The sequence below is a fragment of the Pararhodobacter sp. genome (assembly GCF_034676075.1).
GTDB lineage: Bacteria > Pseudomonadota > Alphaproteobacteria > Rhodobacterales > Rhodobacteraceae > Pararhodobacter.
Genome location: NZ_JAUCCQ010000043.1, coordinates 1 through 26,775, shown reverse-complemented (window position 1 = coordinate 26,775; position 26,775 = coordinate 1). Strand labels below are relative to the sequence as shown.

Annotated in this window: 28 protein-coding genes; 14 read left to right on the top strand and 14 right to left on the bottom strand. The window is 68.8% G+C overall.

What is annotated here, in order from left to right; genetic code table 11:
• Nucleotides 1-89 precede the first annotated feature (89 nt).
• The gene (locus tag VDQ18_RS13010; RefSeq protein ID WP_323021364.1) at nucleotides 90-1,259 is read right to left on the bottom strand and encodes an alpha-hydroxy acid oxidase; all 1,170 of its coding nucleotides are present in this window, start codon (nucleotides 1,257-1,259) and stop codon (nucleotides 90-92) included.
• A 134-nt stretch (nucleotides 1,260-1,393) separates the two neighbouring features.
• Between VDQ18_RS13010 and argC the strand changes: the two genes are divergently transcribed.
• Nucleotides 1,394-2,311, top strand: a complete 918-nt coding sequence (argC, locus tag VDQ18_RS13005; protein WP_323021363.1) for an N-acetyl-gamma-glutamyl-phosphate reductase — start codon at nucleotides 1,394-1,396, stop codon at nucleotides 2,309-2,311.
• Between the two features lie 152 nt (nucleotides 2,312-2,463).
• Here argC and VDQ18_RS13000 read toward each other — a convergent pair whose 3' ends face one another.
• From VDQ18_RS13000 to VDQ18_RS12980, 5 genes are all read right to left on the bottom strand, one after another.
• Nucleotides 2,464-4,350, bottom strand: coding sequence for a PhoX family phosphatase (locus tag VDQ18_RS13000; RefSeq protein ID WP_323021362.1), 1,887 nt, complete (start codon nucleotides 4,348-4,350; stop codon nucleotides 2,464-2,466).
• Nucleotides 4,351-4,572: 222 nt separating this feature from the next.
• Nucleotides 4,573-4,839, bottom strand: coding sequence for a hypothetical protein (locus tag VDQ18_RS12995; protein WP_323021361.1), 267 nt, complete (start codon nucleotides 4,837-4,839; stop codon nucleotides 4,573-4,575).
• On the bottom strand, nucleotides 4,832-5,038 hold the full coding sequence (locus VDQ18_RS12990) for a cold-shock protein (protein WP_107752201.1): 207 nt from the start codon (nucleotides 5,036-5,038) through the stop codon (nucleotides 4,832-4,834). Before VDQ18_RS12990 ends, VDQ18_RS12995 begins: the two co-directional genes overlap by 8 nt.
• Nucleotides 5,039-5,292: 254 nt before the next feature.
• Nucleotides 5,293-6,084 (bottom strand): tryptophan synthase subunit alpha, encoded by a 792-nt coding sequence (gene trpA, locus VDQ18_RS12985; protein ID WP_323021360.1) that lies wholly within the window; start codon nucleotides 6,082-6,084, stop codon nucleotides 5,293-5,295.
• A gap of 59 nt (nucleotides 6,085-6,143) precedes the next feature.
• Entirely contained in the window at nucleotides 6,144-6,551 is a 408-nt protein-coding gene (locus tag VDQ18_RS12980; protein WP_323021359.1) for a VOC family protein, read from the bottom strand.
• A gap of 96 nt (nucleotides 6,552-6,647) precedes the next feature.
• Between VDQ18_RS12980 and VDQ18_RS12975 the strand changes: the two genes are divergently transcribed.
• The 3 genes from VDQ18_RS12975 to ychF are packed head-to-tail and all read left to right on the top strand — an operon-like array spanning nucleotide 6,648 to nucleotide 9,194.
• Entirely contained in the window at nucleotides 6,648-7,586 is a 939-nt protein-coding gene (locus VDQ18_RS12975) for a glutaminase (RefSeq protein ID WP_323021358.1), read from the top strand.
• A 39-nt stretch (nucleotides 7,587-7,625) separates the two neighbouring features.
• Nucleotides 7,626-8,036, top strand: coding sequence for a CopD family protein (locus VDQ18_RS12970; RefSeq protein ID WP_323021357.1), 411 nt, complete (start codon nucleotides 7,626-7,628; stop codon nucleotides 8,034-8,036).
• Between the two features lie 60 nt (nucleotides 8,037-8,096).
• Complete coding sequence (ychF, locus tag VDQ18_RS12965) at nucleotides 8,097-9,194, top strand: redox-regulated ATPase YchF (protein WP_323021356.1); 1,098 nt, start codon at nucleotides 8,097-8,099, stop codon at nucleotides 9,192-9,194.
• A gap of 257 nt (nucleotides 9,195-9,451) precedes the next feature.
• Here ychF and VDQ18_RS12960 read toward each other — a convergent pair whose 3' ends face one another.
• Nucleotides 9,452-10,030, bottom strand: a complete 579-nt coding sequence (locus tag VDQ18_RS12960) for a thymidine kinase (protein WP_323021366.1) — start codon at nucleotides 10,028-10,030, stop codon at nucleotides 9,452-9,454.
• Between the two features lie 266 nt (nucleotides 10,031-10,296).
• Between VDQ18_RS12960 and VDQ18_RS12955 the strand changes: the two genes are divergently transcribed.
• Nucleotides 10,297-10,926, top strand: a complete 630-nt coding sequence (locus tag VDQ18_RS12955; protein WP_323021355.1) for a LysE family translocator — start codon at nucleotides 10,297-10,299, stop codon at nucleotides 10,924-10,926.
• Nucleotides 10,927-10,989: 63 nt separating this feature from the next.
• Nucleotides 10,990-12,150 carry a hypothetical protein gene (locus VDQ18_RS12950; protein ID WP_323021354.1) on the top strand — a complete coding sequence of 387 codons (1,161 nt, stop codon included), beginning with the start codon at nucleotides 10,990-10,992 and terminating at the stop codon, nucleotides 12,148-12,150.
• A 171-nt stretch (nucleotides 12,151-12,321) separates the two neighbouring features.
• Here VDQ18_RS12950 and VDQ18_RS12945 read toward each other — a convergent pair whose 3' ends face one another.
• The 3 genes from VDQ18_RS12945 to VDQ18_RS12935 all read right to left on the bottom strand — a co-directional run bounded on the left by VDQ18_RS12945 (nucleotide 12,322) and on the right by VDQ18_RS12935 (nucleotide 15,029).
• Complete coding sequence (locus VDQ18_RS12945) at nucleotides 12,322-13,257, bottom strand: tyrosine recombinase (protein ID WP_323021353.1); 936 nt, start codon at nucleotides 13,255-13,257, stop codon at nucleotides 12,322-12,324.
• Nucleotides 13,257-14,777, bottom strand: a complete 1,521-nt coding sequence (locus VDQ18_RS12940; protein ID WP_323021352.1) for a hypothetical protein — start codon at nucleotides 14,775-14,777, stop codon at nucleotides 13,257-13,259. The genes VDQ18_RS12945 and VDQ18_RS12940 overlap by 1 nt, the downstream gene beginning before the upstream one ends.
• 87 nt (nucleotides 14,778-14,864) lie before the next feature.
• The gene (locus VDQ18_RS12935) at nucleotides 14,865-15,029 is read right to left on the bottom strand and encodes a hypothetical protein (RefSeq protein WP_157958023.1); all 165 of its coding nucleotides are present in this window, start codon (nucleotides 15,027-15,029) and stop codon (nucleotides 14,865-14,867) included.
• Between the two features lie 166 nt (nucleotides 15,030-15,195).
• On the opposite strand from VDQ18_RS12935, the gene VDQ18_RS12930 reads away from it, so the two are divergent.
• The 5 genes from VDQ18_RS12930 (at nucleotide 15,196) to preA (ending at nucleotide 20,171) form a co-directional block, all read left to right on the top strand.
• Nucleotides 15,196-15,759 (top strand): shikimate kinase, encoded by a 564-nt coding sequence (locus tag VDQ18_RS12930; protein ID WP_323021351.1) that lies wholly within the window; start codon nucleotides 15,196-15,198, stop codon nucleotides 15,757-15,759.
• Nucleotides 15,756-16,868, top strand: a complete 1,113-nt coding sequence (gene aroB, locus VDQ18_RS12925) for a 3-dehydroquinate synthase (RefSeq protein ID WP_323021350.1) — start codon at nucleotides 15,756-15,758, stop codon at nucleotides 16,866-16,868. Before VDQ18_RS12930 ends, aroB begins: the two co-directional genes overlap by 4 nt.
• 195 nt (nucleotides 16,869-17,063) lie before the next feature.
• The gene (locus VDQ18_RS12920) at nucleotides 17,064-18,386 is read left to right on the top strand and encodes an NAD(P)-dependent oxidoreductase (protein ID WP_323021349.1); all 1,323 of its coding nucleotides are present in this window, start codon (nucleotides 17,064-17,066) and stop codon (nucleotides 18,384-18,386) included.
• Nucleotides 18,383-18,865, top strand: coding sequence for a GFA family protein (locus VDQ18_RS12915; RefSeq protein ID WP_323021348.1), 483 nt, complete (start codon nucleotides 18,383-18,385; stop codon nucleotides 18,863-18,865). The genes VDQ18_RS12920 and VDQ18_RS12915 overlap by 4 nt, the downstream gene beginning before the upstream one ends.
• A gap of 1 nt (nucleotide 18,866) precedes the next feature.
• Complete coding sequence (preA, locus tag VDQ18_RS12910; RefSeq protein ID WP_323021347.1) at nucleotides 18,867-20,171, top strand: NAD-dependent dihydropyrimidine dehydrogenase subunit PreA; 1,305 nt, start codon at nucleotides 18,867-18,869, stop codon at nucleotides 20,169-20,171.
• A 145-nt stretch (nucleotides 20,172-20,316) separates the two neighbouring features.
• On the opposite strand, the gene VDQ18_RS12905 is transcribed toward preA, so the two are convergent.
• From VDQ18_RS12905 to VDQ18_RS12895, 3 genes are all read right to left on the bottom strand, one after another.
• On the bottom strand, nucleotides 20,317-20,730 hold the full coding sequence (locus VDQ18_RS12905; protein WP_323021346.1) for a hypothetical protein: 414 nt from the start codon (nucleotides 20,728-20,730) through the stop codon (nucleotides 20,317-20,319).
• Nucleotides 20,731-20,957: 227 nt separating this feature from the next.
• A complete protein-coding gene (gene eno / locus VDQ18_RS12900) occupies nucleotides 20,958-22,235 on the bottom strand; it encodes a phosphopyruvate hydratase (protein ID WP_323021345.1) in 1,278 nt (425 codons plus the stop codon).
• Nucleotides 22,236-22,341: 106 nt separating this feature from the next.
• Nucleotides 22,342-23,241: a DMT family transporter gene (locus VDQ18_RS12895; protein WP_323021344.1), complete on the bottom strand. Its 900-nt coding sequence runs from the start codon at nucleotides 23,239-23,241 to the stop codon at nucleotides 22,342-22,344.
• An 84-nt stretch (nucleotides 23,242-23,325) separates the two neighbouring features.
• Between VDQ18_RS12895 and VDQ18_RS12890 the strand changes: the two genes are divergently transcribed.
• Nucleotides 23,326-24,207, top strand: a complete 882-nt coding sequence (locus tag VDQ18_RS12890; protein WP_323021343.1) for a DMT family transporter — start codon at nucleotides 23,326-23,328, stop codon at nucleotides 24,205-24,207.
• Nucleotides 24,208-24,359: 152 nt separating this feature from the next.
• Here the strand turns inward: VDQ18_RS12890 and VDQ18_RS12885 are convergent, their stop codons facing one another.
• A complete protein-coding gene (locus tag VDQ18_RS12885; protein WP_323021365.1) occupies nucleotides 24,360-25,289 on the bottom strand; it encodes a nucleoside hydrolase in 930 nt (309 codons plus the stop codon).
• Nucleotides 25,290-25,518: 229 nt separating this feature from the next.
• Here VDQ18_RS12885 and VDQ18_RS12880 point away from each other — a divergent pair, with 229 nt between their 5' ends.
• Together VDQ18_RS12880 and VDQ18_RS12875 are read left to right on the top strand one after the other, a co-directional pair.
• Nucleotides 25,519-26,049, top strand: a complete 531-nt coding sequence (locus VDQ18_RS12880; RefSeq protein WP_323021342.1) for a flavin reductase family protein — start codon at nucleotides 25,519-25,521, stop codon at nucleotides 26,047-26,049.
• Between the two features lie 97 nt (nucleotides 26,050-26,146).
• Nucleotides 26,147-26,775, top strand: a 629-nt coding sequence (locus VDQ18_RS12875) for a hypothetical protein (protein WP_323021341.1), incomplete at its 3' end; no start/stop codon positions are given.

Genomic DNA, 26,775 nt, shown 5'->3' with positions numbered 1-26,775 from the left:
CCCCTTCTTCGGCGCGGCGGCACGCCGCGCCGCTGGTCGCCCGAGGCGCCCGCGGCAGCGGGCAACGAGGGCGAAACCCCTGGGTTTTCTCAGATCACCGCGGTCGGATCGGCGAAGCCTTGCGGCAGGATCAGGTTGTGGCGGCCCAGCGCCTTCACGTCGCGCTCGCCGCAGAGCGCCATGGTCTTGTCGAGTTCCATATGCAGGATCTCCAGCGCCTTGCGGACGCCTTCCTGCCCCATCGCCCCCAGCCCATAGACGAAGGCGCGGCCGATCATCGTGCCTTTTGCCCCCAGGGCCAGCGCCTTCAGCACGTCCTGGCCGGTGCGGATCCCGCTGTCGAGATGCACTTCCGTATCGCCCTGCAGCGCGTCGAGGATCGAGGGCAGCATGCGGATCGACGAGATCGCGCCATCGAGTTGCCGCCCGCCGTGGTTCGAGACGGTGATGGCATCGGCGCCGATCTTGGCCGCCATCACCGCATCCTCGGGGTCGTTGATCCCCTTCAGGATCAGCTTGCCACCCCACAGGTCGCGCAGTTTCTCGATCTTGCCCCAGTCGAGCTGCGGGTCGAATTGTTCGGCAGTCCAGGCGCCGAGCGAGGCGGGGTCACCGACGCCCTGCGCGTGCCCCACGATATTGCCGAAGAAGCGTCGCTTGGTGCCCAGCATGCCCATGCCCCAGCGCCATTTCGTCGCCAGGTTCACCATCGTCGGCAGCGTCAGTTTCGGCGGCGCCGAGAGGCCGTTCTTCAGGTCCTTGTGCCTTTGGCCCAGCAGTTGCAGGTCCAGCGTCAGCACCAGCGCCGAGCAGCCCGCGTCCTTGGCGCGCTGGATGATGCGGCGGACGAAATCCTCGTCCTTCATCACATAGAGCTGGAACCAGAAGGGTTTGCTGGTATGCGCGGCCACATCCTCGATCGAGCAGATTGACATGGTGGAAAGCGTGAAGGGCACCCCGAAAGCCTCGGCCGCCTTGGCCGCCAGGATCTCGCCATCGGCGTGCTGCATGCCGGTCAGGCCCACGGGCGCCAGCGCCACCGGCATCGCCACCTTCTGCCCGATCATCGTGCTTTCGGTCGTCCGGTTCGACATGTCCACCGCCACCCGCTGGCGCAGGTGGATCTTCTGGAAGTCCGATTTGTTCTCGTGGAAGGTCTGTTCGGTCCAGCTGCCGGATTCACAATAATCGTAGAACATCTTCGGGGCGCGGCGCCGGTAGATCTGGTGCAGGTCCTCGATGGTGGTGATGGCGCTCATGGTTCCCCCTCGGATTGGTCAAGTTTTCTTACCGTTGTTACAGGCGGCTCGCAAGGCTGGGAGCGGCGCTGCGCGATGCTTGCCCCGTTGCCCAGTTTGCCCTATCTCACAGTGCCTGAACAAAGGAATCCGCCATGGCGCACAAGGTCTTCATCGATGGGGAAGTCGGCACCACGGGGCTGCAGATCCGCGAGCGGCTGCAGACCCGGGACGACATCACGCTGGTGCAGGTTGCGGCCGAACGACGCAAGGATCCCGAGGCGCGGCGCGAGGCACTGGCCGAGGCCGATGTGGCGATCCTCTGCCTGCCCGATGACGCGGCCAAGGAAGCCGCGGCGCTGGCCGAGCCTTACGGCACGCGGCTGATCGACGCCTCGACAGCGCATCGCGTGGCTTCGGACTGGATCTTCGGCTTCCCCGAGATGGCCGAGGGCCAGCGCGCCCTGGTCGCCGGTGCGACGCGGGTCTCGAACCCCGGCTGCTGGTCTACCTGTGCCATCGCCCTGATCCGGCCCTTGGTGCAGGCCGGGCTGATCGACCCGGCCGCGCCGCCGTCGATTTCCGGCGTGTCGGGCTATACCGGCGGCGGCAAGTCGATGATCGCCGAATATGAGTCGGGCGAGGTCAAGGGGTCCTTCCTCTATGCCGCGGCGCAGGGCCACAAGCACCTGCCCGAGATCCAGGCGCATGGGCTTTTGTCCACGGTGCCGGTTTTCGTGCCTTCGGTTGGCCAGTATGCGCAGGGGATGGCGGTGGCCGTCCATATGCGCGATCTGGGCGAGGCCGGGATGAAAGCGGCCGAGGAGGCGCTGCGCGCGGCCTATGCCGGGGCGCGGTTTGTTGCCGTGGTCGAGGCTTCGGTGGATGAGCCGCGGGTCTGGCCCGAGCGGCTCAATGGCACCAACCGGCTGGAGCTGTCGGTCCATGGCAATCCGAAGACCGGCGAGGCGACGCTGATCGCGGTGCTCGACAACCTCGGCAAGGGAGCCTCGGGCGCGGCGGTGCAGAACCTGAACCTGATGCTGGGCGTGGACGAGGGCGCGGGTCTCTGAGGGCTTGCCGGGGTGGGATGAAATCCCACCCTACGGGGGGCGCGGTGCGTGCTCGCACGCACCATCCACCGACCCACAAGCAAACCGGGCCCCATCGCTGGGGCCCGGTCCTTTTCTGCGCCGACGCTGCGGTCAGGGCGTAGGGTGGGATTTCATCCCACCATCGCCCCATCCTCGCGCGTCACCGCCACGATGGACGAGCGCGGCAGGCCCGAGCCGTCCGGCCAGCTGCCGCCCGGGTGCTGGATGCCGACGAACATGGTCCGGCGGTCGGTCGACCAGCAGAGGCCCGTCACCTCGGAACCCTTGGGCCCGGTGAGGAAGCGCGCGATCTCGCCCGAGACCGGGTCGCCCGCCAGCATCTGGTTGTTGCCCTGACCGGCGAAATCGCCCTCGTTCGAATCCTCGCCGTCGGTCTGGATCCACAGCAGGCCAGTCGAATCGAAGGCCATGCCGTCGGGCGCGTTGAACATGTTGCCCGCCGTCACGTTGGGCGAACCGGCATAGGCGTCCGAATGCACCGCCGGGTTGCCGGCCATGACATAGAGGTCCCAGTCGAAGCGGGCGGCAGCGTGGTCGTCGTCATGCGGGAACCAGCGGACGATCTGGCCGTACTGGTTCTCGGCGCGGGGGTTCGGGCCGCCGACCGGGGTCTCGTCGCCGCCCGCGTTCGGGCGGGTGCCGCGGCGGGTGTTGTTGGTCAGGCAGCAATAGGCCTCGACCGCGTAGGGGTTGACCGAGATCCACTCGGGGCGGTCCATGGTGGTGGCGCCGACCCGCGAGCCCGCGGTGCGGGCGAAGACCAGCATCTCGGCCATCTCCATCCCGGTCGATTCGGGCGTCAGGTCCAGCCATTCGCCGGTGCCGTCCTCGTTGAACCGGGCGACCGACAGCTGGCCGTCGTCCAGAAGCCCCTCGGTCGAGCCGCCGGGGGTGTAGACGCCGTTCGAGACGAAGCGATAGAGGAACTCGCCCCGCTCGTCATCGCCCATATAGACCACGACACGGCCGTCGCGGGCCAGGACGACTTCGGCGTTCTCGTGCTTGAAGCGGCCGAGGCCGGTGTGCTTCACCGGGGTCGATTGCGGGTCGGTCGGGTCGATCTCGACCACCCAGCCGTGGCGATGGGGTTCGTTGGGGTTGGCGGCGACGTCGAAGCGCGCGTCCCATTTGTGGTAATCATAGCCCCAGCCTTCGGCGCTGATGCCGTAGCGGGTATAGCCCGCGGCCAGCGTCTCGTCCGAGGGCAGCTCGCCATTGGCGCCGAAATAGCCGTTGAAGTTTTCTTCGCAGGTCAGGTAGGTGCCCCAGGGCGTCTTGCCCGAGCCGCAATTGTTCAGCGTGCCCAGCGGGTTGAGGCCTTCGGGATCGGCCGAGGTCTGCAGCAGCGCATGGCCCGCGGCGGGACCGGCCAGAACCATCGGCGTGTTGTGATGGATGCGGCGGTTGAAGGGGCTGTCCTTGACCACCGACCAGCCGTTTTCGTCCTCGGCGATCTCCATCACCGTGACGCCCTGCAGGTTCTGCAGCTTCAGCACGTCCTCGGCATTGGCCGGAACGCCGTCCTGGGCGGCGGGCAGGTTGATGTCGTTGTTGGTGTATTCGTGGTTCACCGCGATCAGCTCGTGGCCGCGGAAGGCGAAGCTCTCCATCCCGTCGGTGTTCTCGCCGAAGATGCGGTCCGACGCGGCTGCCGGGCCGCCCTCGGCCAGATCGTAACCCTCGGCGTCCGAGAAGAGCGCGTCGCCCCAGCGGGCCAGCACCCGGGCGCGGTAGCCCTGCGGCACGTGCACGGCTTCGTCGGTCTGCGCGTCGATCGGCGTGAAGGGGAAGCGCGCGGTGGTCGAGGCCAGCGCCGCGCGCGGGCTCAGCACGCCCAGCCCCATCGCCGCCGCGCCCGAGCCCAGCGCCACGACACCGCCCAGGAAGCCCCGGCGGCTCAGCGCGCGCTCGACCACGCGGTCGAACTCGGTCTCGGCGGGACGCGGGAAGTTGGCTTCATCCCATTCGTCAGCGGAAAGGCGGGTTTTGTCGGTCATCGGGCTACCTTGAGTCCTTGGGTTGCGAGTCAATGCTCGCGCGGACCATGGCGGCGGGATGAAACGGGCAGGCGACAGGCCGGTGACGGTTTGGTGACGCGGCGAAGGCCCTGGGGCATGGAAAAGCGGCGGGGTTGGCCCCGCCGCTTCTCCCTCCGGACCGACCCTTGCCGATGCGCGAAGCACCGGGGCGGGCGGCGGAAACTCTGGATCGTTCAGGCGCTAGTCGTCGTCCCCGGGGGGCGGAAGGCCTGCGTCGCGGGCCAGACGGGCCGCTTTCAGCGCGGCGCTGCGTTCGACGCGCTTGCGCGCATCGGCCGAGACGATCTCACGGGCCGCCGCAGCCGTCTTGTCGTGCGGCGCCAGAACCGGCTGGCTGAGCCCACGCAGAAATTCGGCCGAGACCCGGGACGCTGGCGTCCCGGATCCGGTCTTTCCCGTCGCGCCGGGGCCCTTGCCGGGCGTCCCCGCGCGGCGCGATTTAGGCAAGAGCGAGATCGCGGGCCGACTCGCGGCCGTCACGGCTGGTCTCGATCTCGAAGGTCACTTTCTGACCGTCGGCGAGCTGGGTCAGACCCGCACGCTCGACCGCCGAGATGTGGACGAACACGTCCTTCGACCCGGTTTCCGGCTGGATGAAACCGAAACCCTTGGTGGCGTTGAACCATTTCACGGTGCCTTTGGCCATCGTGAGACTCCTTCAATTAGATTGCTGCCCACGACATGCGGCAGCCCGGCTTGGTCAGTACGAATAGCAGACTGAAGCCGGTGAAGGAGACAGGGTGCGGGTCGGCGTAACTAGCCCCTCTAGTGTACAGCATTTCGCCAAGAAAGCAAGCGCGCGATCCCCGGACCGGCAAAACGTGACCCGGGGCGGCGCCGGAAACGGCGTCAGCCCGGGCGCTCTGGCCCTGCAGCGACCCTTGTCGAAAAGGCCCCGGGTCAGCCCCGATGCGCCCCCTCGGCCAGCGAGGCGACGAAGGACAGGACATCGGCCACGGGCTTGCCCTCGCCGATTTCCTTGACGATGGCCGAGCCGACGACGCAGCCATCGGCGACGCTGGCGATGGCCTGGGCCTGATCGGGCGTGGTGATGCCGAAGCCGACGATGACCGGCAGGTCGCTCGCCGCCTTGATCCGCGCCACTTCCGGCGCGACATCGCCCGCCTGCGCGGCGGCCGCCCCGGTGATCCCGGTGATCGAGACGTAATAGACGAAGCCCGAGGTGTTCTGCAGCACGGTCGGCAGGCGCTTGCCATCGGTGGTGGGGGTTGCGAGACGGATGAAGTTCATCCCCGCCGCCTGCGCCGGCAGGCAAAGCTCGCTGTCTTCCTCGGGCGGCAGGTCGACGACGATCAGCCCGTCGATCCCCGCCTCGGTGGCCTCGCTCAGGAAGCGGTCGACGCCCCGGGCATAGATCGGGTTGTAATAGCCCATCAGCACGATGGGGGTGGTCGCATCGCCCTTGCGGAAGGCGCGGACCATGGCCAGCACCTTGTCCATGGTCATCCCGCCGTCGAGCGCCCGTTGACCGGCGCGCTGGATCGTCGGCCCATCCGCCATCGGATCGGTGAAGGGCATGCCCAGCTCGATGATGTCGACGCCCGCGCCCGGCAGGCCCTGCATCACCGCCAGCGAGGTCGCCTCGTCGGGGTCACCCCCCATCATATAGGCCACGAATGCCTTTTTCCCCTCGGCCTTGAGACGGGCGAAAGTGTCGTCGATCCTGGTCATGGGGCCCCCCGTGAATTGCGTGACAGGCCTCGCACGGAGCCGAGGGGGAAATCAAGGCCTCAGCGCAGGCCCGCGCTCTCCTTCATCACGATCCAATGGGTGCCGAAGCGGTCGCGCAGCATCCCGAACCCCTCGGAGAAGAAGCTGGGCCCGAACGCATGGATCACATCGCCGCCCTGTAACAGCGCGTCATAGCGGGCGCGGGCTTCCTCGACGCTGGGCAGTGTGGCGGTGATGGTCACCGCCTTCTGCGGATCGCCCTCGACCCCCTCGGGGAAATCCGAGGCCATCAGGATTCCGCCTGCGATCTCCAACTGGGCATGGATGATGCGGGCGCTGTCGAACCCGGCACCGGGGACCTCGTTGTAGCGCATCGCCTTGGCGGGCGGGGCACCGAACACCCCGGCATAAAAGGCCAGCGCCTCGGCGCAGGTGCCCTGGAAATGGATATAGGGATGTAGGGGCATGGGATCCTCCGGCTTTGCCGCCAGCCTGCGGCGGGGCAGGGCGGCTGGCAAGGAAATCCCGTGGCCAGCGGCCCGCCTCTGGCGTATCACCGCCCGATGAGCGAACTTGACCTGCCGATGATCGTCACCGAAATCGCCGCCGACATGGCGGCCGAGACCGAGCGCGGTCAGGTTGCCGATTACATCCCCGAACTGGCCCGCGTGAGTCCCGGCCAGTTCGGCCTGGCGCTGGCCCTGCCCGACGGGCGGGTGATCGCCGCGGGCGATACCGAAGTGCCGTTCTCGATCCAGAGCGTGTCCAAGGTCTTTACCCTGGCGCTGGCCCTGGGGCGGCATGGCGAACGGGTATGGGAGCGGGTCGGGCGCGAGCCCTCGGGCGATCCCTTCAATTCCATCGTCCAGCTGGAATACGAGAAGGGGCGCCCCCGGAACCCCTTCATCAACGCGGGCGCCATCGCCGTGACCGATGCGCTGCTGTCGTCCTACGCCCCGCGCGAGGCCCTGGGCGAGATCCTGCGCTTCCTGCAATATCTGGCGGGCGACGACGATATCACCATCGACCCGGCAGTGGCGCGATCCGAACAGGAGACCGGCTTTCGCAACGTGGCGCTGGCCAATTTCATGCGCGCCTATGGCGTCCTCAGCGGCGAGCCGGCCAAGGTGCTGGGCGTCTATTTCCACCATTGCGCCATCGCCATGTCGGTGCGGCAATTGGCCCGGGCCGGGCGCTTTCTTGCCTTCGACGGGCGGCTCGCGCCGCATGGGCCGCGCGCCGTCTCCTCGCGCATGGCGCGGCAGATCAACGCCTTGATGCTGACCTGCGGGCATTACGACGGGTCGGGCGAATTCGCCTTCCGCGTCGGTCTGCCTGGGAAAAGCGGCGTCGGCGGCGGGATCCTGGCGGTGGCGCCGGGGCAGGCCTCCATCGGCTGCTGGTCGCCGGGGCTGAACAATGTCGGCAATTCCCTGCTGGCCTCGCGGGCGCTGGAGCGGCTGGCGGAACGCACCGGCTGGTCGGTGTTTACCGCACGCTGACCCCTTGCACGCCGAAGCCGGGCAAGGCATCAGGGACGCATGGACTGGGTCAAGATCATTCACATTCTCTGCGTCATGGGCTGGATGACCTCCATCTTCGCCGTGCCGCGCGCCTTCATCTACTGGAAGCGGGCTGCCGCCGAGGGCGCGCCGACGCAGATCGGCGAGCTGACCTTCCGGCTTTACCGCTTCTCCTCGGGCCTCGGGATCATCGCCGCGCTGACCGGGCTGTGGCTGGCCTGGTCGGTCTGGAGCTTCGCGCCCTGGACGCATCTGAAGATCACCCTCGTCCTGCTGCTGGCCGCGCACTACGTCTGGACCGGCCGGATGCTGGCCCGCGCCCGCCGCGGCGAGTTTCGCGAAAGCGACCGCTTCCTGCGCATCTTCAACGAGGTCAGCGTGATCGGCGTCATCGCCATTCTCTGGGTCGTGGTGGTGAAACCCTTCTGAGGCTTGCCCGCCGGGCGCCTTCGCCCTAGAAGCGGCGCGAATGTGGCGCCGGAGGGAATGATGGGCTTCAAGATGGGCATCGTGGGTCTGCCGAATGTCGGCAAGTCGACCCTCTTCAACGCGCTGACCAGGACGGCGGCGGCGCAGGCCGCGAACTTCCCCTTCTGCACCATCGAGCCCAATGTGGGCGAGGTGGCGGTGCCGGACGCGCGGCTCGATACGCTGGCGGCGATTGCCGGCTCCAAGCAGATCATCCCGACGCGGATGACCTTCGTCGACATCGCGGGCCTCGTGCGCGGCGCGTCGAAGGGCGAGGGCTTGGGCAACCAGTTCCTGGCCAATATCCGCGAATGCGACGCCATCGCCCATGTGCTGCGCTGTTTTGAAGACGGCGACATCACCCATGTCGAGGGCCGGATCGACCCGGTGGCCGATGCCGAGACCATCGAGACCGAGCTGATGCTGGCCGATCTGGAATCGATCGAGCGGCGCCGGGCGAACCTCGCGCGGAAGCTGAAGGGCAACGACAAGGAAGCCGCCGATCAGGACCGCCTGCTGGCGGTGGCACAGAAGGCGCTGGAAGACGGCAAGCCTGCGCGGTCGGTCAGCGTCTCGGACGACGACCAGAAGGCCTGGCGGATGCTGCAACTGCTGACCTCGAAACCGGTGCTCTATGTCTGCAACGTCGAGGAAAGCTCGGCCGCTAGCGGCAACGCCCAGACCGCCCGGGTCGAGGAAATGGCCAAGGCGCAGGGCGCGGGCGTGGTGGTGATCTCGGCCCGGATCGAGGAAGAGATCAGCCAGCTCGACGCCGAGGAAGCCGAGATGTTCCTGGGCGAGATGGGGCTGGAAGAGGCGGGTCTCGACCGGCTGATCCGCGCGGGCTACGACCTTCTGGGCCTGCAGACCTATTTCACCGTCGGCCCGAAAGAGGCCCGCGCCTGGACCATCCACAAGGGGACGCTGGCCCCGGCGGCGGCGGGCGTGATCCACGGCGATTTCGAGAAGGGCTTCATCCGGGCCGAGACCATCGCCTATGCCGATTACGTCGCGGGCAAGGGCGAGGCCGGGGCCAAGGAAGCGGGCAAGTTCCGCGTCGAGGGCAAGACCTACGAGGTCAAGGACGGCGACGTCCTGCATTTCCTGTTCAACGCCTGACCGGCGAGGGGTTTCGCCCTCGGTTCCCTCGGACGACCGGAACCGGGGGGCTGCCGCCCCCAGAGAACGCGAAGGGCGGGGGGCTGCCGCCCCCCGCGCCCCCCGCTTCAAGGGGACCCTCGGGCCCCCTTGAAAATCCCCCGAGGATATTTTCAGAACAAAGATGAGAAAGAAGGGGGCCGCGCCCTTCTTTGCGCCTCAAATATCCCGGGGGGTGCGGGGGGCTGGCCCCCCGCTTGCCTCGCTGCGGGCGAGGGTCAGCGGCCCATCGCTTCGCGCCAGTGTCTGCGGCAGAGCGAGACATAGGTTTCGTTGCCGCCGATCTGGACCTGCACGCCTTCCCTGATCGCGTGGCCCTCGGCATCCTGGCGGATCACCATCGTCGCTTTCCGGCCGCAATGGCAGATGGTGCGGACTTCGCGCATCTCGTCGGCGAGCGCGAGGAGGGCGGCGGAGCCGGGGAAGAGCTGGCCCTGGAAATCCACCCGGAGCCCGTAGCACATTACCGGCACGCCCAGATCATCGACGGTGCGGGCGAGGTCCCAGACCTGCTCCTTCGACAGGAACTGCGCTTCGTCGATGAAGATGCAGGCGCAGGGGCCGGTCTGCAGGCGGGTCGCGATCTTGGCATAGAGATCCTCGCCGGGTTCGAAGGTGTCGGCGGGCGCGGCGATGCCGATGCGGGAGCCGATCTTTCCCTCGCCCGCCCGGTTGTCGAAGCGGGCGGTAACGAGATAGGGCTCCATCCCCCGCTCGCGGTAGTTATGGGCGGCCTGCAAGAGGATCGTCGACTTGCCGGCGTTCATGGTCGAATAGTGGAAATAGAGCTTGGCCATGGCCGGGTGATAGCGCGGGCCGGGCGGGGTGGGAACCCGATTCTTGCGCCCCTCGGCCCCGGTGTCCCACGCGTGGGACAGGAAGTCGCGTTCAGCGATTTCAAGGGCTTGATGGTCGTCGTTAGGGAAATCGCAAGAAAGTCCCACACTGCCCTTTTTTCCGGCCGACCGGACCGGCGCCTGTCTCTGGGCGCGGGAGCGGCGCGTTGGCTCTTGCGGGACGCCTGCGGTTCTGTCTTTGCTGGGGGCCTGTACAGGAGCCCCTCATGGATCTGCATCTCTGGTTTGCCTTCGTCGCCGCTTCGGTCGTCCTTCTGCTCATCCCGGGGCCGACGGTCCTGTTGATCCTGAGCTACGCCCTGAGCCAGGGACGGCGGGTGGCGCTGGCCACGGTTGCCGGAGTCACGCTGGGGGATTTCCTCGCGATGAGCGCCTCGCTGATGGGCTTGGGGGCGCTGGTCCTGGCCTCGGCCACGCTGTTCACGGTGCTGAAATGGGTGGGCGCGGTCTATCTGGTTTATCTGGGCGTGCAGCTCTGGCGCAGCGCGGGCAGCGGCGCGGCATTGGGCGCTCTGGCCGAGACGACCGCCTTGCCCGCCCGCGCGGTCTTCGGCCATGCGGCGCTGGTCACGGCGCTGAACCCCAAGAGCATCGCCTTCTTCGTGGCCTTCGTGCCGCAATTCGTCGATCCGGTGGCGCCGCTCCTGCCGCAATTCGCCATCCTGATCGCCACCTTCGTCGGCCTCGCCGGTCTCAACACGCTGGCCTATGCGCTGCTGGCTGACCGCATGCGGACAAAGATCGGGCGGCCCGGGGTCATCGCCGGGTTGTCGCGGGCGGGGGGCGTGGCGCTGGTCGGCATGGGCGTGATGACGGCAGCGCTGCGCCGCGCTTGAGGCGCTTGCCCGGGCGCGTGGGGTTTGGCAGGCTGGGGCTTTTATTCCCCCCAGAGGTCTTTCATGCGCCCGTTTTCCCTTGTTCTGGCCCTGAGTCTGATCCTGCCGCTGTCCGCCGGCGCCGATGACGCCGCCTCCGGCTTCTTCGGCCGTTCGGATACCGCGTCCGATACGGCGGCCTTTCGCGCCCTGTTGCACCAGATCCCGGCACTGATGGTCACGCCTGGCGTGTCGGGCGCCGAGATCGGCTTTGGCGATCTGGCCGCGGCCCGGGGCCTGCCCGGGCCCGCGCCGGGCGGCCGGTTGCCCGCGGAGACGGTCAGCGCAGCGCGGGCCATGCCGCCCGGAACGCTGGTCGAGGCGCTGGGTTTTCCCGCCGCTGAGTGGCGGTCGCGGGTCGGCTTTGCCCCGGCCGATATCGAGCAGGTGATCCTGTACGGGGCGCCGCCCCTGCTGGGCGGGGTCTACCGGCTGGCGCCGGGCGTGGCCGCCGGGGTGCCCGCGGCGCTGGAGGCCCACGGCTACGCCCCCGCCACCGAGAACGGGGTCGCGGCGCTGGCGGTCGGCGCCGACGGGCGGATGGATCTGGCGGCGCGCGCCCCGGCCGATCCGTTCCGCGGGCCGCTCGGCCGGTCGTCGCGGGTGCAGGTCGAGGGGGATCTGCTGCGCCACGGCAGCACCTGGCCGATGCTCGGCGCCTTGCAGGGGGCCGGGGCGGCCTCGGCGCGCGACGAGCCGCTGATGGCGGCGATGGTCGGCCTGCTGGACGGGCTGGATCGCGGGGTCTTGCTCAGGGCCTATCTGTTGCCCGATGCCCTGGCGCTGTCGACAGGCGACCCGGTGGCGGCGCTGACCGGGGAAGGGGCGGGCGGCTCGGTCTTGCTCTGGCACTCGCTTCTGCTGGCGGATTTTTCGACGGGGGCCGAGGCGACGGCGGCGCTGGTCCTGAGCCTGAACTGGCCCGAGCGCGAGCCGCTGGACGGGCTGGTCGAGGGGGTGGAGCGGCTCTGGCAGGAGGGGGTTACGGGCGCCGGAGCGAGTTTCGCCACGATGCTGGGCGGCGGTGTCGAGGTCGAGGCGCGGCGGGGGCCGCGCGGGATGGCGCTGTTGCGGCTGGTGGTGACGGGGCCGGTTGAGGAGAGTGCCGCGGGGCTGCCGGTGAACCGCGGCTTCGACGCGATCTATCGGGCGGTGATGATGCGGGAGATGGTGTTCTTGCCGTGAGGATCGGGTGAGGGGTGGGATGAAATCCCACCCTAGGGCGGGTGGCGGTGCGTGCGAGCACGCACCCTACGGGGTGGATGGGGACCTCGCGATGGACGGGCAGGGTCCCCCGGGGGCGACGGGTAGGGTGTGTGCTTGCACGCACCGTGTCGTCGCCGGCCCCCCGGTCCGTTACTCCTTGGCCAGCGGGTGGTGGTCCATGACCAGCTGGCGCAGGCGTTCGTCCAGGACATGGGTGTAGATCTCGGTCGTGCCGAGGTCGGCGTGGCCCAGCAGCGTCTGGATCACCCGGAGGTCGGCGCCGCCCGCCAGCAGATGCGTGGCGAAGGCGTGGCGCAGCACATGCGGGCTGACGCGGGCGGGGTCGAGCCCGGCCTTGAGGGCGATTTCCTTGACCAGCCCGTGAAAGCGGATGCGGCTGAGGTGGCCCTCGGCCCCCTTGGCGGGGAACAGAAAGCGCGAGGGCGGCTGGCCGCGCTTGCGGGCCGCAGCCTCGGCCCGGTCGCGGTGGTCGAGCCAGATTGCGGTCGCCGTGCGGGCGGGATCGGACAAAGGCACCAGCCGGTCCTTGCCGCCCTTGCCGCGGACCATGACCATCTCGGGTGCGCCGCGCAGCGCCGCATCGGGCAGGCTGACCAGTTCGCTGACGCGCAGGCCGGTGGCGTAGAGCAGCTCAAAGAGGCAGGCGTTGCGGGCCCGGGTCGCGGCATCGGGGCCATGGTCGCGGGCGGTATCCAGAAGGCGGGTGACCTCGGCCTCGCTCAGCGTGCCGGGCAGGCGCTGGCTGCGGCCGGGGCCGTCAATGCGCAGGGTCGGGTTGTCGGTCCGCCAGCCCTCGTCATAGGCGAAGCGGTAGAATTGCTTGAGGGCCGACAGCCGTCGGGCGCGGGTGGAGCGCGACAGGCCTTCGGCGTCCAGCGCGACGAGATAGCCCTCAACCCCCTCGCGGTCGGCGGCGGCGAGACTTGAGGACTGGCTGGCGAACCAGTCGCTGGCGTGCATCAGGTCCCGGCCATAGGCCAGCAGCGTGTTGCGGGCCGCGCCGTTCTCGGCGGCGATGGCCTCGAGAAAGGTCGAGATCGCGCGCGGGTCGGGCGGGCAGGCCATCAGCCGTTCCGTTCGAGGAGCAGGCTTTCCAGCGCCGTGCGCCGGGCGATGTCCTCGAGCCCGAGGGCGCGCAGGGCGCTCAGGCCTTCGGCCAGCAGGCGCGGGTCGCCGGGGCCGCCCAGCGCGTTGAGGATGCGCAGGATTTCCTCGCCCAGACGGCCCTGCGCCAGACGCTCGGCCATCTCGGGCGGCAGCGGCGGTTCGGCGCCGAAGGCGAGCGCCACGGCGCCCGCCAGTTCGCCGGGCAGGGCGCCGCGGCTTTCGGCCGGGTCGAGGCCGCGGGCGATGGCGGCGAGGAAGCGGCTGGCGGGATCGGCGGTCGCCGTGTCGAGGCCCAGCGCCACGGTTTCGTATTCCGGGGACAGCAGCCCGATGCGGAAGGCCAGCGCCTGCGCCTCGCCGGTCAGGGTCAGCTGGCTGAGCGGCTGGGCGAAGAGCGCGGCCATCGCCACCTCCAGCTCGCCCGCCTGCACCAGCGGCCAGGCGGCCAGCAGGGCGGGGCCCGCGGCCTCGGCGTCGCCGGCGCGCAGCGCGGTGTCGAGGCGCTGGATGGCGCTGACCCGCTCCCAGATCCCGCCCGAGGCGGCCGCGCGGCGCTCGGTATAAAGGCCCAGCAGCCGGTTGGGCGAGAGGGCGCCGACCCGGGTCAGCCGCTCGGCCGCCTCGATCTGGCTGCGCCAGCCCTGCAATCCGCGCAGATCGGCATGGGCATAGGCCACCGGCATCCCCAGCGAGGGCTGGGCATCGCCCACCGCCTCGCGCAGGCGCCAGGTCAGGGGATCGGGCGTGCCGGGCGGCGGCGGCAACAGCGTGGGCGAACCTTCGAGCGTTTCCTCGTCATGCAGGAATTGCGTGAGGAGCTCGGCCAGATAGGGGGCCATGCGATGCTCGGCCAGGGTTGCGTCGAGCCGGGCCACCGCCCCCTCCCAATCGCCCGCGCGGGCCAGGCAGAAGATCAGCGCCGCGTCATCCTCGATCGGCGGCTCGTTGCCGGTGATCGTGGTGCAGGCGCGGTCCTCGTCGCCCAGGAGAAGCGCGATGTCGAAGCGCCGCAGCCGCAGGATCGGGACCGGCGAATCGAGCGTGTCGAGCAGCGCCGCCGCTTGATCGAGGGCGCCGAATTCGACCAGCTTGTCGATCCGGGCCAGCAGGAAATCGGGCGCCGCGGCGGGGGTCGTGCCGGGCAGGGGGGCGTTGAACTCGGCCAGCAGCAGCCGGTGCGACAGGTCCCGCAGCGCGGGCAGCATGTCGGCGGGCAGGTCGTTGATCAGATCGGCGAGCGTGCGCGCGGGCGTCGGACCCCAGAGCGTGGCGGGCAGCCCCACGCGCGCGGCGGGGAAAAGGCCCACGGCCTCGGGCCTGAGCGCATCGAGCGCGCGCACCGAGATCGCCACATCCCGCGCGGTCAGCGGCGGCGTCACCGGATAGGCGCCGGGCTCGCCCGCGTTCTGGCCGCGGCGCAGCCAGTCGATGGCGGAAAGCGGCGTCACCTCCTGCGCGGCGAGCGGACTGGCCACCATCAGGGCCAGTGCCAGCCACGGCCCGGTTCCCCCGGCCGTCCGGCGGGGTGATTCGGGTCTGGAAAGGGAACGCCTGCGCATGATGGCTCAGCCCAGCCGCAGATCGACGGGCAGGCTGCGCGGTTCCGGCGGGTGGCTCAGGTCACCGAAATAGGCGAAGGCGACAAAGCCGATGCCGCCGACCAGCACCAGAACCACCACCAGGCGGAACAGGTAACCAAAAAATCCAGGGCCGTCGTCGTATCGGGGCATGGGGGCTCGGTCCTCGTCTCTTTGTTTCGTCGGTCGCGCTGACGTGCCGCGACCGTTCGCGGTGATTTATAACTGGAACTCGGCGCGAGTTCACGCCATTCAGGGGCGCGCAGCGAAAAATCGCCAGCTTGTGATCCGCCTGGGGGAGGGCGGCAGGGAATCGCCGATGAAGCCGAGGTTGAAGAAGACCGTCGTGATGGTCGGCATGATGGGCGCCGGCAAATCCGCTGTCGGCAAGGAGCTGGCGGCGGTGCTGGGCGTGCCCTTCCTCGATTCCGATGCCGAGATCGAGAAGGCGGCGAATGCCACCATCGCCGAGATCTTCGCCCGCGACGGCGAGGCCTTCTTTCGCGACAAGGAGGCGCAGGTCATCGCCCGCCTGCTGGATGGCGAGCCCTGCGTCCTGTCGGTGGGGGGCGGGGCGTTCCTGCGCGCCGAGACGCGGCGGCGGATCAGCGATTACGGCGTCTCGGTCTGGCTGAAGGCGGATCTCGATACGCTCTGGGCCCGGGTGCGGCGCAAGGACACGCGGCCGCTGCTGAAGACCGCCAATCCCTACCGGACGCTGGCCGAGCTGATGGCAGCGCGCGAGCCCGCCTATGCCGAGGCCGATCTGATCGTGGCGACGACCGCCGATTATGCCATTGAAACAACGGCCGAAAAGGTGGTCGAGGCGCTGGCTTGGCGTCCCGATGTCCTGTCGGTCTCAGAGCTGCCGGGAAAGCCATGAGCAAGATTGACGACGTGCGGGTGAACCTGGGCGAGCGGTCCTATACCGTGCGGGTCGGCCCCGGGCTGATCGACCGGGCGGGGGCCGAGATCGCGCCCTTGCTGCGCCGTCCCCGGGTCGCCGTGGTGACCGAGGAGACGGTCGCCGCCGCGCAACTCGCGCGGTTCCGTGCGGGGCTGGAGGCCGGGGGCGTCGCCATGGAGGCGCTGATCCTGCCGCCGGGCGAGGGGACCAAGAGCTGGCGCTATCTGGAACAGGTCGTCGAATGGCTGATCGCCCAGAAGGTCGAGCGCGGCGACATGGTCGTGGCGCTGGGCGGCGGGGTGATCGGCGATCTGGTCGGCTTTGCCGCCGCCGTGCTGCGCCGGGGCGTGCGCTTCGTGCAGGTGCCGACCTCGCTTCTGGCGCAGGTCGACAGTTCGGTGGGGGGCAAGACCGGGATCAACTCGCCTTTGGGCAAGAATCTGGTGGGGGCGTTCCACCAGCCCTCGCTGGTCTTGTGCGACATCGACGCGCTGGACACGCTGCCGGGGCGGGATTTCTTGGCCGGATACGGCGAGGTGGTGAAATACGGGCTTCTGGGCGATGCCGCGTTCTTTCAATGGCTTGAGGGTAACGCCCCGGCCATGGCGGCGGGCGACAAGGCGCTGCGGCAGGAGGCGGTGCGCCACGCGGTCCGCATGAAGGCCGATCTGGTCGAGCGCGACGAGACCGAGCAGGGGGACCGGGCGCTGCTCAATCTGGGCCATACATTCGGCCATGCGCTGGAGGCGGCGACGGGCTATTCCGACCGGCTGCTGCATGGGGAAGGGGTGGCGATCGGCTGCCTGCTGGCGTTTGACCTGTCGGCGAAGCTGGGGCTCTGCTCGCAGGAGGCGCCCGAGCGGGTGGCCGAGCATCTGGCGCGGATGGGGATGAAGCGGAAGCTCTCGGACATTCCGGGCGCGTTGCCGGGGCGCGAGGGGCTGATCGCGCTGATGGCGCAGGATAAGAAGGTGCAGGACGGGGCGATGCGCTTCATCCTGGCGCGGGGGATCGGCGAGAGTTTCGTGACCGGCGACGTGCCGCGCGCGGCGCTGGAGCGGTTGCTGGACGAGGCTTTGGCCTGAGGGGCGCCGTGGTGGGATGAAATCCCACCCTACGCCTCGACCCGGTACGGTGAGATTTCATCCCACCGCCGCGCCAGATTGCCCGTTGCCTGGGCAAATCGCGTCGCTCGGTCGATTTCAAAATTTTACCCGTTGATAAAATTTCGATCCGTGGCAAGCTGGGGGCCTTCGCACAGCCAACCCGGGAGGTAGCCCGTGACGAATTCCCCGCAGACCGACGGCATTGTGGCCGGGCGTCTGGACGATGCGACGCTCGCCGCGCATTTCGACGATCTCTATCCGATCCTGGACGATCACGAGGCCCGCGTGGCCGCCGACCGCTGTTACTTCTGCCATGATGCGCCCTGCATCACGGCCTGTCCGACGGCGATCGACATTCCGCTGTTCATCCGGCAGATCCAGACCGGCCAGCCGGACGGCGCCGCGCGCACCATCCTGTCGCAGAACATCCTCGGCGCCATGTGTGCCCGGGTCTGCCCGACCGAGACGCTCTGCGAAGGCGCCTGCGTGCGCAACGAGGCCGAGGGCAACCCGGTCGAGATCGGGCGCCTGCAGCGCTATGCCACCGACGGGTTGCTGCTGGCCAACGAGCATCCCTTCACCTGCGCGCCGGAAACCGGCAAGACCGTGGCCGTGATCGGCGCCGGGCCAGCGGGGCTGTCGGCGGCGCATCGGCTGGCGATGCTGGGGCATGCGGTGACGCTCTATGACGCGCGGCCCAAGGCCGGGGGCCTCAACGAATACGGCATCGCCGCCTACAAGGCCGCGAATGGCATCGCCCAGGCCGAGGTCGATTGGCTGCTGCGCATCGGCGGCATCACGGTGAAGACCGGGCAGGCGCTGGGCGCCGGGCTGACGCTCGACGGGCTCAAGGCCGAGTACGATGCGGTGTTCCTGGGGATCGGTCTGCAGGGCGTGAACGCGCTGCGGGTGACGGGCGAGGAGCTGCCCTTCGTGCGCGACGCCGTGGATTTCATCGAGGAACTGCGCCAGGCCGAGGACAAGGCCGCACTGCACATCGGCCGCAACGTGGTGGTGATCGGCGGCGGCATGACGGCGGTCGATGCCGCCGTGCAATCGCGCCTGCTGGGCGCCGAGCATGTCTCCATCGTCTATCGCCGCGACCGCGAGGCGATGTCGGCCTCGGATTACGAACTCGACCATGCCGCGACCGAGGGGGTGAGCATCCTCACCAACGCCATGCCGGTCGAGATCACCGCCGCGGGCGTGACCTTCGCCTATACGCGCAGTGGTCCCAAGGGGCTGGAGAAGACCGGCGAGACCTTCACCCTGAAGGCCGATCAGGTGTTCAAGGCCATCGGCCAGACGCTGGAGGGCCAGCCCGAGGCGCTGAAGACCGAGGGCGGCAAGATCGTCATCGACACCGCCGGGCGCACCTCGGTCACCGGGGTCTGGGCCGGGGGCGATTGCGCCGCCGGGGGCGAGGATCTGACCGTCACCGCCGTGGCGCAGGGGCGCGATGCGGCGCTGGATATCCATCGGGCGCTGTGCCCATGAGCGGGCCGGTCTTTCGCCCCTATGTGCTGCCAGCCGAAGGGGGCTGCCGCTGCGGCGCGCTGCGGTTTCGGGTGACGGCCCAGCCCATCGCCACCGCCGCCTGCCATTGCCGGGGCTGTCAGCGCATGTCGGGCAGCGCCTTTTCCACCACGCTCATGGTCCCGGTCGAGGGGTTCGAGGTTCTGGCGGGCGAGCCGGTCCTCGGCGGCATGAAGAACCCGGCGCTGCAGCACAGCCATTGCCCCGAGTGCCTCAGCTGGGTCTTCACCCGGATCGAGGGCGCGCCCTTCCTCAACGTGCGGGCGGTGATGCTGGACGATCCCTCGCGCTTCGTGCCCTTCGTCGAGACCTGCACCGCTGAGCGCCTGCCCTGGGCCGAAACCCCGGCGCCCCACAAATACGAGAGCTTCCCGCCGAACGAGGCCTTCGGCCCGCTTCTGGCGGAATACGCAACGCTGATCGCGTCACAGGAGAGCTGAGATGGCCAACCTGACTTCGACTTTCGTCGGCATCAAATCGCCGAACCCGTTCTGGCTGGCCTCGGCGCCGCCCACGGACAAGGAATACAACGTCCGCCGCGCCTTCGAGGCCGGGTGGGGCGGGGTGGTGTGGAAGACTTTGGGCGAGGCCGGGCCGCCCGTCGTCAACGTGAACGGACCGCGGTATGGCGCGATCTGGGGCGCTGACCGGCGGCTTCTGGGGCTGAACAACATCGAGCTGATCACCGACCGGCCGCTGGAGGTGAACCTGCGCGAGATGAAGGCGGTGAAGCGCGATTATCCCGACCGGGCGCTGATCGCCTCGCTGATGGTGCCCTGTGTCGAGGAGGCGTGGAAGGCGATCCTGCCCCTCGTGGAGGAAACCGGCGCCGACGGGATCGAGCTGAACTGCGGCTGCCCGCATGGCATGTCCGAGCGCGGCATGGGCGCGGCGGTGGGCCAGAACCCCGACCTGATCGAGATGATCACCCGCTGGTGCAAGCAGAACACGCGGATGCCGGTGATCGTGAAGCTGACGCCGAACATCACCGATGTCCGCCTGCCCGCGCGGGCGGCGCTCAGGGGCGGGGCGGATGCGGTCAGCCTGATCAACACGATCAATTCGATCACGTCGGTCGATCTGGATGATTTCGCGCCCGAACCCACGATCGACGGCAAGGGCACGCATGGCGGCTATTGCGGCCCGGCGGTGAAGCCCATCGCGCTGAACATGGTGGCCGAGATCGCCCGCGACGCCGAGACCCGCGGCCTGCCGATCAGCGGCATCGGCGGTGTCACCACCTGGCGCGATGCGGCGGAATTCCTGTCCCTGGGGGCGGGCAATGTGCAGGTCTGCACGGCGGCCATGACCTATGGTTTCGGGATCATCAAGGAGATGACGGCGGGCCTGTCCCTGTGGATGGACCGCAAGGGCCTGTCCTCGGTCGAGGCGGTGGTGGGCCGCGCGGTGCCGAATGTTACCGACTGGCAGTATCTGAACCTGAACTACGTGACCAAGGCCAAGATCGACCAGGATAAATGCATCTCCTGCGGGCGCTGCTATGCGGCTTGCGAGGATACCTCGCATCAGGCGATCTGGATGAAGCCGGGGCGGGTGTTCGAGGTCAATGACGCCGAATGCGTGGCCTGCAACCTGTGCGTCAATGTCTGCCCGGTCGAGGATTGCATCACCATGGAGAAGGTGGCGCCGGGGGCGATGGACGAGCGGACCGGCAAGGTCGTCCCGGCCGAGCACGGCGACTGGACGGCGCATCCGAACAACCCGATGGCAAGGGCCGCGGAATAGGGCGCGCGGCGGCATAAACCGGGTGGCCCTCGGGGGGCCGCTCCCACCTGCGACCGGCGCGTTCCCTCCCGACGCGCCGGTCCTTTTGTGCGGGCGTCGGGTAGGATGGGCAATACTGCCCATCCTACGGGCGATTCGCGGCCGTTCAGACCTTCCAGTCGAGGAGATGCACGGGCTCGGCCTCGGTCCCGGTGGGGCGGAGCGCGGGATCGGGGGCTGACGGCGCTTCGGCCTGCTCGCTGGCGCTGTCGGTCGTGGCCTCGGCCGGGGCGGGATCGTCGCTGCCGGGGGCGAGGCTCGGTTGCGGTTCGGCCAGCCGGGTGCGGATGTCCTGCAACACATTGATCTCGAACGAGGGGGGCGGGCCGACGGGGCGTTCACGCTCGGCTGGGTTGCGCGGCAATTCCGGGCGGGGGGCCACATCGACGGGTTTCACGGCGCGGGCGCTTTCCACCTTGGCGACGGGGGCCGCGGTGCGGGGCACGGCGCTGAGCAGGGTGGTCAGAGCGTCACGCGCGAAGGACCCGGGAGGAGCGACGGGAGACAGGACGCTGGTCATGATGAACCTCTGGATAAACCTCTGGCTTGAAGAGAACCTCGAGTCTGGTTGCCCTTCCAGCCTAGGCATGGCGGCGTTAATTCCCGTTTAACCCCTCAAATTGTCAGGAAAAATCTTCCGGCGCGGAAAGGAATTCCTCACCCTTCCCGGTCTTGGCTCGCCGCCAAAACGCAGACGGCGCGGCTCCCCCTGAGGGACCGCGCCGCCACCGCAAACCCCTTGGGGTCTCAGGCCTTGAGGATCGAGCGGCCAGCGTATTCGGCCACGTCGCCCAGCATTTCCTCGATGCGGATCAGCTGGTTGTACTTGGCCAGCCGGTCCGAGCGGGCCAGCGAGCCGGTCTTGATCTGCCCGCAATTGGTGGCGACGGCGAGGTCGGCGATGGTCGAATCCTCGGTCTCGCCCGAGCGGTGCGACATGACGTTGGTATAGCGCGCGCGATGCGCCATCTCGACGGCCTGCAGCGTCTCGGTCAGCGTGCCGATCTGGTTGACCTTGACCAGCATCGAGTTGGCGACGCCGGCCTTGATGCCTTCGGCCAGACGGCGCGGGTTGGTGACGAAGAGGTCATCGCCCACCAGTTGCACCTTGCCGCCCAGTTTGTCGGTCAGGATCTTCCAGCCGTCCCAGTCATCCTCGGCCATGCCGTCCTCGATGGAGATGATCGGATATTGGGCGCAGAGCTTGGCCAGATACTCGGCGTTTTCTTCCGAGGTCAGCGACAGGCCTTCGCCCACCATCTCGTACTTGCCGCCCTTGAAATACTCGGTCGAGGCGCAGTCGAGGGCGAGATACATGTCCTCGCCGGGCTTGTAGCCCGCTTTCTCGATGGATTTCAGGATCAGGTCCAGTGCGGCCTTGGTCGAAGACAGGTTCGGGGCGAAGCCACCTTCGTCGCCGAGGCCGGTGGAGAGGCCAGCCGCGGTCAGTTCCTTTTTCAGCGTGTGGAAGACTTCCGAGCCCATGCGCACCGCGTCGCGGATGTTGTCCGCGCTGACCGGCATGATCATGAATTCCTGGATGTCGATGGGGTTGTCGGCGTGTTCGCCGCCGTTGATGATGTTCATCATCGGCACCGGCAGGAGGCGCGCCGAGGTGCCGCCGACATAGCGGTAAAGCGGCTGGGCGCAGGCCTCGGCCGCGGCACGGGCGCAGGCGAGCGAGACGCCGAGGATGGCATTGGCACCGAGGCGGGCCTTGTTCGGCGTGCCGTCGAGTTCGATCATCGCGCGGTCGATGCCGACCTGTTCGGTGACATCGGTGCCGACCAGCATCTCGGCGATCTCGCCATTCACGGCGGCCACGGCATGCAGGACGCCCTTGCCCATGTAGCGGGCCTTGTCGCCGTCGCGGCGCTCGTTGGCCTCATGCGCCCCGGTCGAGGCGCCCGAGGGCACCGCCGCGCGGCCCATCGAGCCGTCTTCGAGGATCACGTCGACCTCGACCGTCGGGTTGCCCCGGCTGTCGAGGATCTCGCGGCCGATGATGTCGAGAATGGTGGTCATGGCGGGCCCCTTGGTGATTGCTTGGGGCCTCTATACGGCAGGGCCGGGGACGTTGAAAGGGCGCCGTCCGGCCGTTACCGCTGCCGTTAACGCTCAGGCCAAAGTCTCAGGGCAGCGTCGGGGTCTCGGCGGTCGGCACCGGACGGCGGCCGAGCTGTATCTCGCGCACCAAGGTGTAGAGCCCGGCGCCGACGATCACCACCGATCCGGTCAGGGTCCAGATATCCGGGCGCTCGCCGAACAGGACCACGCCCAGGCCCATGGAAAAGACCAGCCGCGCGTAGCGGAAGGGGGTTGTGGTGGCGATATTGCCGGTCCGGGTCGAGAGGACCAGCATGACATAGGCGGTCATGCCGACCACCACGTTGAGCGTGAGCAGCGCCGCATCGCCCGCCGAGGGCACCACGAGGCTTTCGCCGCGCATCGCCAGCAGCAGGAGCCCGCCGGGGATGACCGCGGCAAAGCCCCAGGCCGAGACCTGCAGCGACGAGATCCCGGAATCGAGGCGCTTGGTGGCAAGGTCGCGGGTCGACAGGAAGAAGACCGCGGCGAGCGGGACGAGGGCGGCGGCGTCAAAACCGACGGTCCCCGGGCGCAGGATCAGCATGACGCCGAAGAACCCCACCAGGATCGCCGTCCAGCGCCGCCAGCCGGTCTTCTCGCCCAGAAACAGCGCCGCACCCAGCGTGACCGCCAGCGGCATCGCCTGCAGGATCGAGGACATGACGGACAGCGGCACCAGCGCCACCGAAAGCAGGATGGTGATGACCGCCCCCGTCTCGCAGGCGTTGCGCAGGAGGGCCGCGCCCCTCAGCGCCCGGCGGTCAAAGAGCGGCTCGCCCTTGCGCCAGAGCGCCACCGAAAAGGCCAGCGCCCCGCCGATGCCGAGCCAGAGCGCGACCATGCCCGGCGGAATGCGGGTCACGAGATCCTTCATGATCGCGTCCTGCATGGCGAAGCCGGCCATGGCGGCGACCATCAGAAGCGGGCCGCGAAGGGTGGACATGGCGTTCTCCTGCCGGGGCTTGGGGGGCTTGACCGCATCGGGCACGGGGGCTTACCTGTGCGCCCTTAACCTGTGCAGGAAATCATGACAATCCCCACTCGCCGACCGCTCGACACGCAGGGCTTCTGGCTCATGCTGGGGCTGGCCCTGTTGTTTGGCGCCAACAACCTGCTGATCAAGCTGGGAAACGAGGGGTTGCAGCCCGCGTTCTTCGCCGGGGTGCGGTCGGTCGTGGCGCTGGTGTTCCTGCTGCTCTGGATGCGGCTCAGGGGGCTGTCGCCGCGGCTGGAGCTATGGGGCGTGGGGGTGCTGGCGGGGCTCCTGTTCTCGGGCGAGTTCCTGTTCCTGTTCCTGGCGCTGGATCATACCAGCGTGGTCCGGGCCTCGTCCCTGTTCTATGCGATGCCGATCTGGCTGGCGCTTGCCGCGCATTTCCTGTTCCCGGGCGAGCGGCTGACGCCGAAACGGGCGCTCGGCTTCGCGCTGGGGTTCTCGGGCGTGGTGCTGACCGTGGCCGGGCGCGGCGGCGCGGGCGAGGGCGGGATCCTGGGGGATCTGGCGGCCATTGTCGCGGGCATGTGCTGGGCGGGTGTGGTGGTCGTGTCGCGGAAGACGCGGTTCGGTACCGCCTCGGCCGAGGCGCAGATCTTCTGGCAGGTGGCGGTCTCGGCCGTGCTGCTGACGGCGACGGCGCCGGTTTTCGGTCTGCCGCTGGTGCGGGAGTTCGATCTGACGCAGGCGGTGATGCTGGTGGTGCAGGCGGTGGGCGTGGTGTGCCTGGGCTTCGTCACCTGGTTCTGGCTGATCGGGAAATATTATGCCTCGACCGTGGCGAGCTTCAGCTTCCTGACCCCGGTGCTGAGCGCGCTCCTGGGCTGGCTGGTGCTGGGCGAGGCGGTGACCTGGGTCACGCCGGTGGCGCTGGTGCTGCTGGTGGCGGGGTTGGTGCTGATCAACCGGCGGTGAGGCTGGGCGCGGGTGGTGCGTGCGAGCACGCACCCTACGGGAGGGCTGAGCAGGGAGGTGGTGGGATGAAATCCCACCCTATAGGGGGCGCGCGGTCGGTGACGATCCCGCGAACCACCCCGTAGGGTGCGTGCTTGCACGCACCGCGCGCGTCAGAGCCGTCCCAACCGCTCGGTCAGCAACGCATAGAACCCGTCCGCGTCGCAGGATCCCACGAAGAAGGCGTTCCGCGGCCGGTCGGTGACGCCCCACCAATCGGCCACCGTCATGCCCAGCGTCAGGGCTGATTGCGTCTCGACCTCGACATTGATCTGCCGGCCCGAGAAAAGCTCAGGCCGGATCAGCCAGGCGATGGTGCAGGGGTCGTGCAGCGGCGCGCCGTCCGAGCCGTATTTCTCCATGTCGAAGCGCTCGAAGAAATCGGTCCAGGCGGCGACCACCTCGCCCACCGGGCCGAGGGCGCGGAAGGCTTCGATCCGGGGGCGGGTGGTCAGCACCTTATGCGTGACGTCGAGCGGCATGATGGTCAGCCTGACGCCCGACCGGAAGACGATCTCCGCCGCTTCCGGGTCGACGAAGATGTTGAATTCGGCCGTGGGGGTGATGTTGCCCACCTCGAAATAGGCGCCGCCCATGATCACCAGCTCGTCGATCCGGGCGGCGATGTCGGGGGCCTTCTGCAGGGCGGTGGCGATATTGGTCAGCGGCCCGATGGCCACCAGCGTGATCCCGTCCTGGGCGCGCGCCGTCTCGATGATGAAATCGACCGCGTTGCCCTCTTGCAGGGGCATCACCGGCTCGGGCAGGTCGGCGCCGTCGAGGCCGGTCTTGCCGTGCACATGCTCGGCCGTGACCAGGGGGCGCGACAGCGGCCGGTCGCAGCCCGCATAGACCTTCACCTCGGTCCGCCCGGCCAGTTCGCAGACCACCCGCGCGTTGCGCTGGGTGCGGGAGAGCGGCACGTTGCCCGCGACGCAGGTCAGGCCCAGCACCTCGAGCTCCGGCGAGGCCAGAGCCAGCAGGATCGCCACGGCGTCGTCCTGTCCGGGGTCGGTGTCGATGATGATCTTGCGGGGCATGATGAGGGGTCCGTGGGTGATAAAGACGGGGGTGGCGTTGCAACCCTGAGTTGCAAAACCTACCGCCGCCGCGAAGGAAGCCCCTTTCTTAACCAAATGGTCAGGTCTTGTCGAGGACCGGGCCCCGGCAGGCGCCGCTCAGCCTCGACCCCGGCGCCGGGCGGATTATCTTGCCGTAAATTGGCCCTCTTTGACTGGTAAACAGGGGGCAGGACAGGCTAGGAACACCCCGATGAGTTTTGCACGCGCGGAGCGGATGAGCGACCCGACCGAGCCCCCCAGTTTCGTCCCCGGCCCGGGTACTGAACGCGAATTCCGCGATGCGTTGGGCGCATTCGCGACCGGCGTGACGGTGATCACGGCGCAATCGGCGATCGGCCCCCTGGGGATCACCGCCAATTCCTTTGCCTCGCTGTCGATGGCGCCGCCGCTGGTGCTGTGGTCGCCCGGCCGCTTCTCGCGCCGCTTCGACGCTTTCGTCGAGGCCGAGCATTTCGCGATCCATGTGCTGGCCGCCGAACAATTCGAGCTGGGCCGCCATTTCGCCCGGCAGGGGCATGATTTCGACCTGCCGGGCGTGGCGATCAACGCGCAGGGCGTGCCGGTGCTGCCGGGTTGCCTGGCGGTGTTCGAATGCGCGCGCGAGGCGGTGCATGAAGGCGGAGACCATGCCATCGTCGTCGGCCGGGTGCTGGCGGCGCGGCACCGGCGGGGCGTGCCGCTGGTCTTCCATCGCGGCAATTACGGCGGTTTCGGCGCCTGAGGCAGCTTGCCCGGAGGCGGCGCGAGGCCTAGCCTTGCACGGCACCCGGGCGGCGCGAGGGGCGCCCCAGATCCGGGATCGGGCAGTGAAAGACAGTATGACACGTGACGTTTCTGTGCCCGGCGCGGCGCTGGTCGAGTCGAGACCCTGGATCGATGCCGGGGTGTCGGCGCCCTTTCTGTTCCTGGACCATCAGCGCGGCGAGACGCGGCTCGCAGGCACGCCCTCGGCGCTGGTCGGGCACCGGATGCGGGTGCCGGGCGACCTGAGGCCGCGGGGGCTGTGGGGCGAATGGGCCTGGGATGGCGACCGGCTGACGGCGCGGGTCGATCCCTTGGGCTATTTCACGCTCTTTGTGTACCAGAAGGGCGGGCAGGTCGGCGTCTCGCCCTCGATCTTCCAGTTGCTGGCAGCGGGCGCCGATGCAGAGGTCGATCCGGTGGCGATGGCGGTCTTTCACCGCGTCGGCTTCTTCGTCGGCGGTGACACGCCCTACATGCATATCAAGGTCCTGCCCCCGGACGGGCGGCTCGACTGGCAGGCGGGGCAGGGGCGCATCAGCGGCGGCCCGGCGGCGCCGAAGACGCTCGACGTGAGCCGCGAGCAGGCGGTCGAGGGCTTCATCGAACTGCCCCGCGCCGCCATCCGCCGCTTCCTGCAGGATTGGGACGGACCCATCGCGCTGCCCCTCTCGGGCGGGCGGGATTCGCGGCATATCCTCTTGGA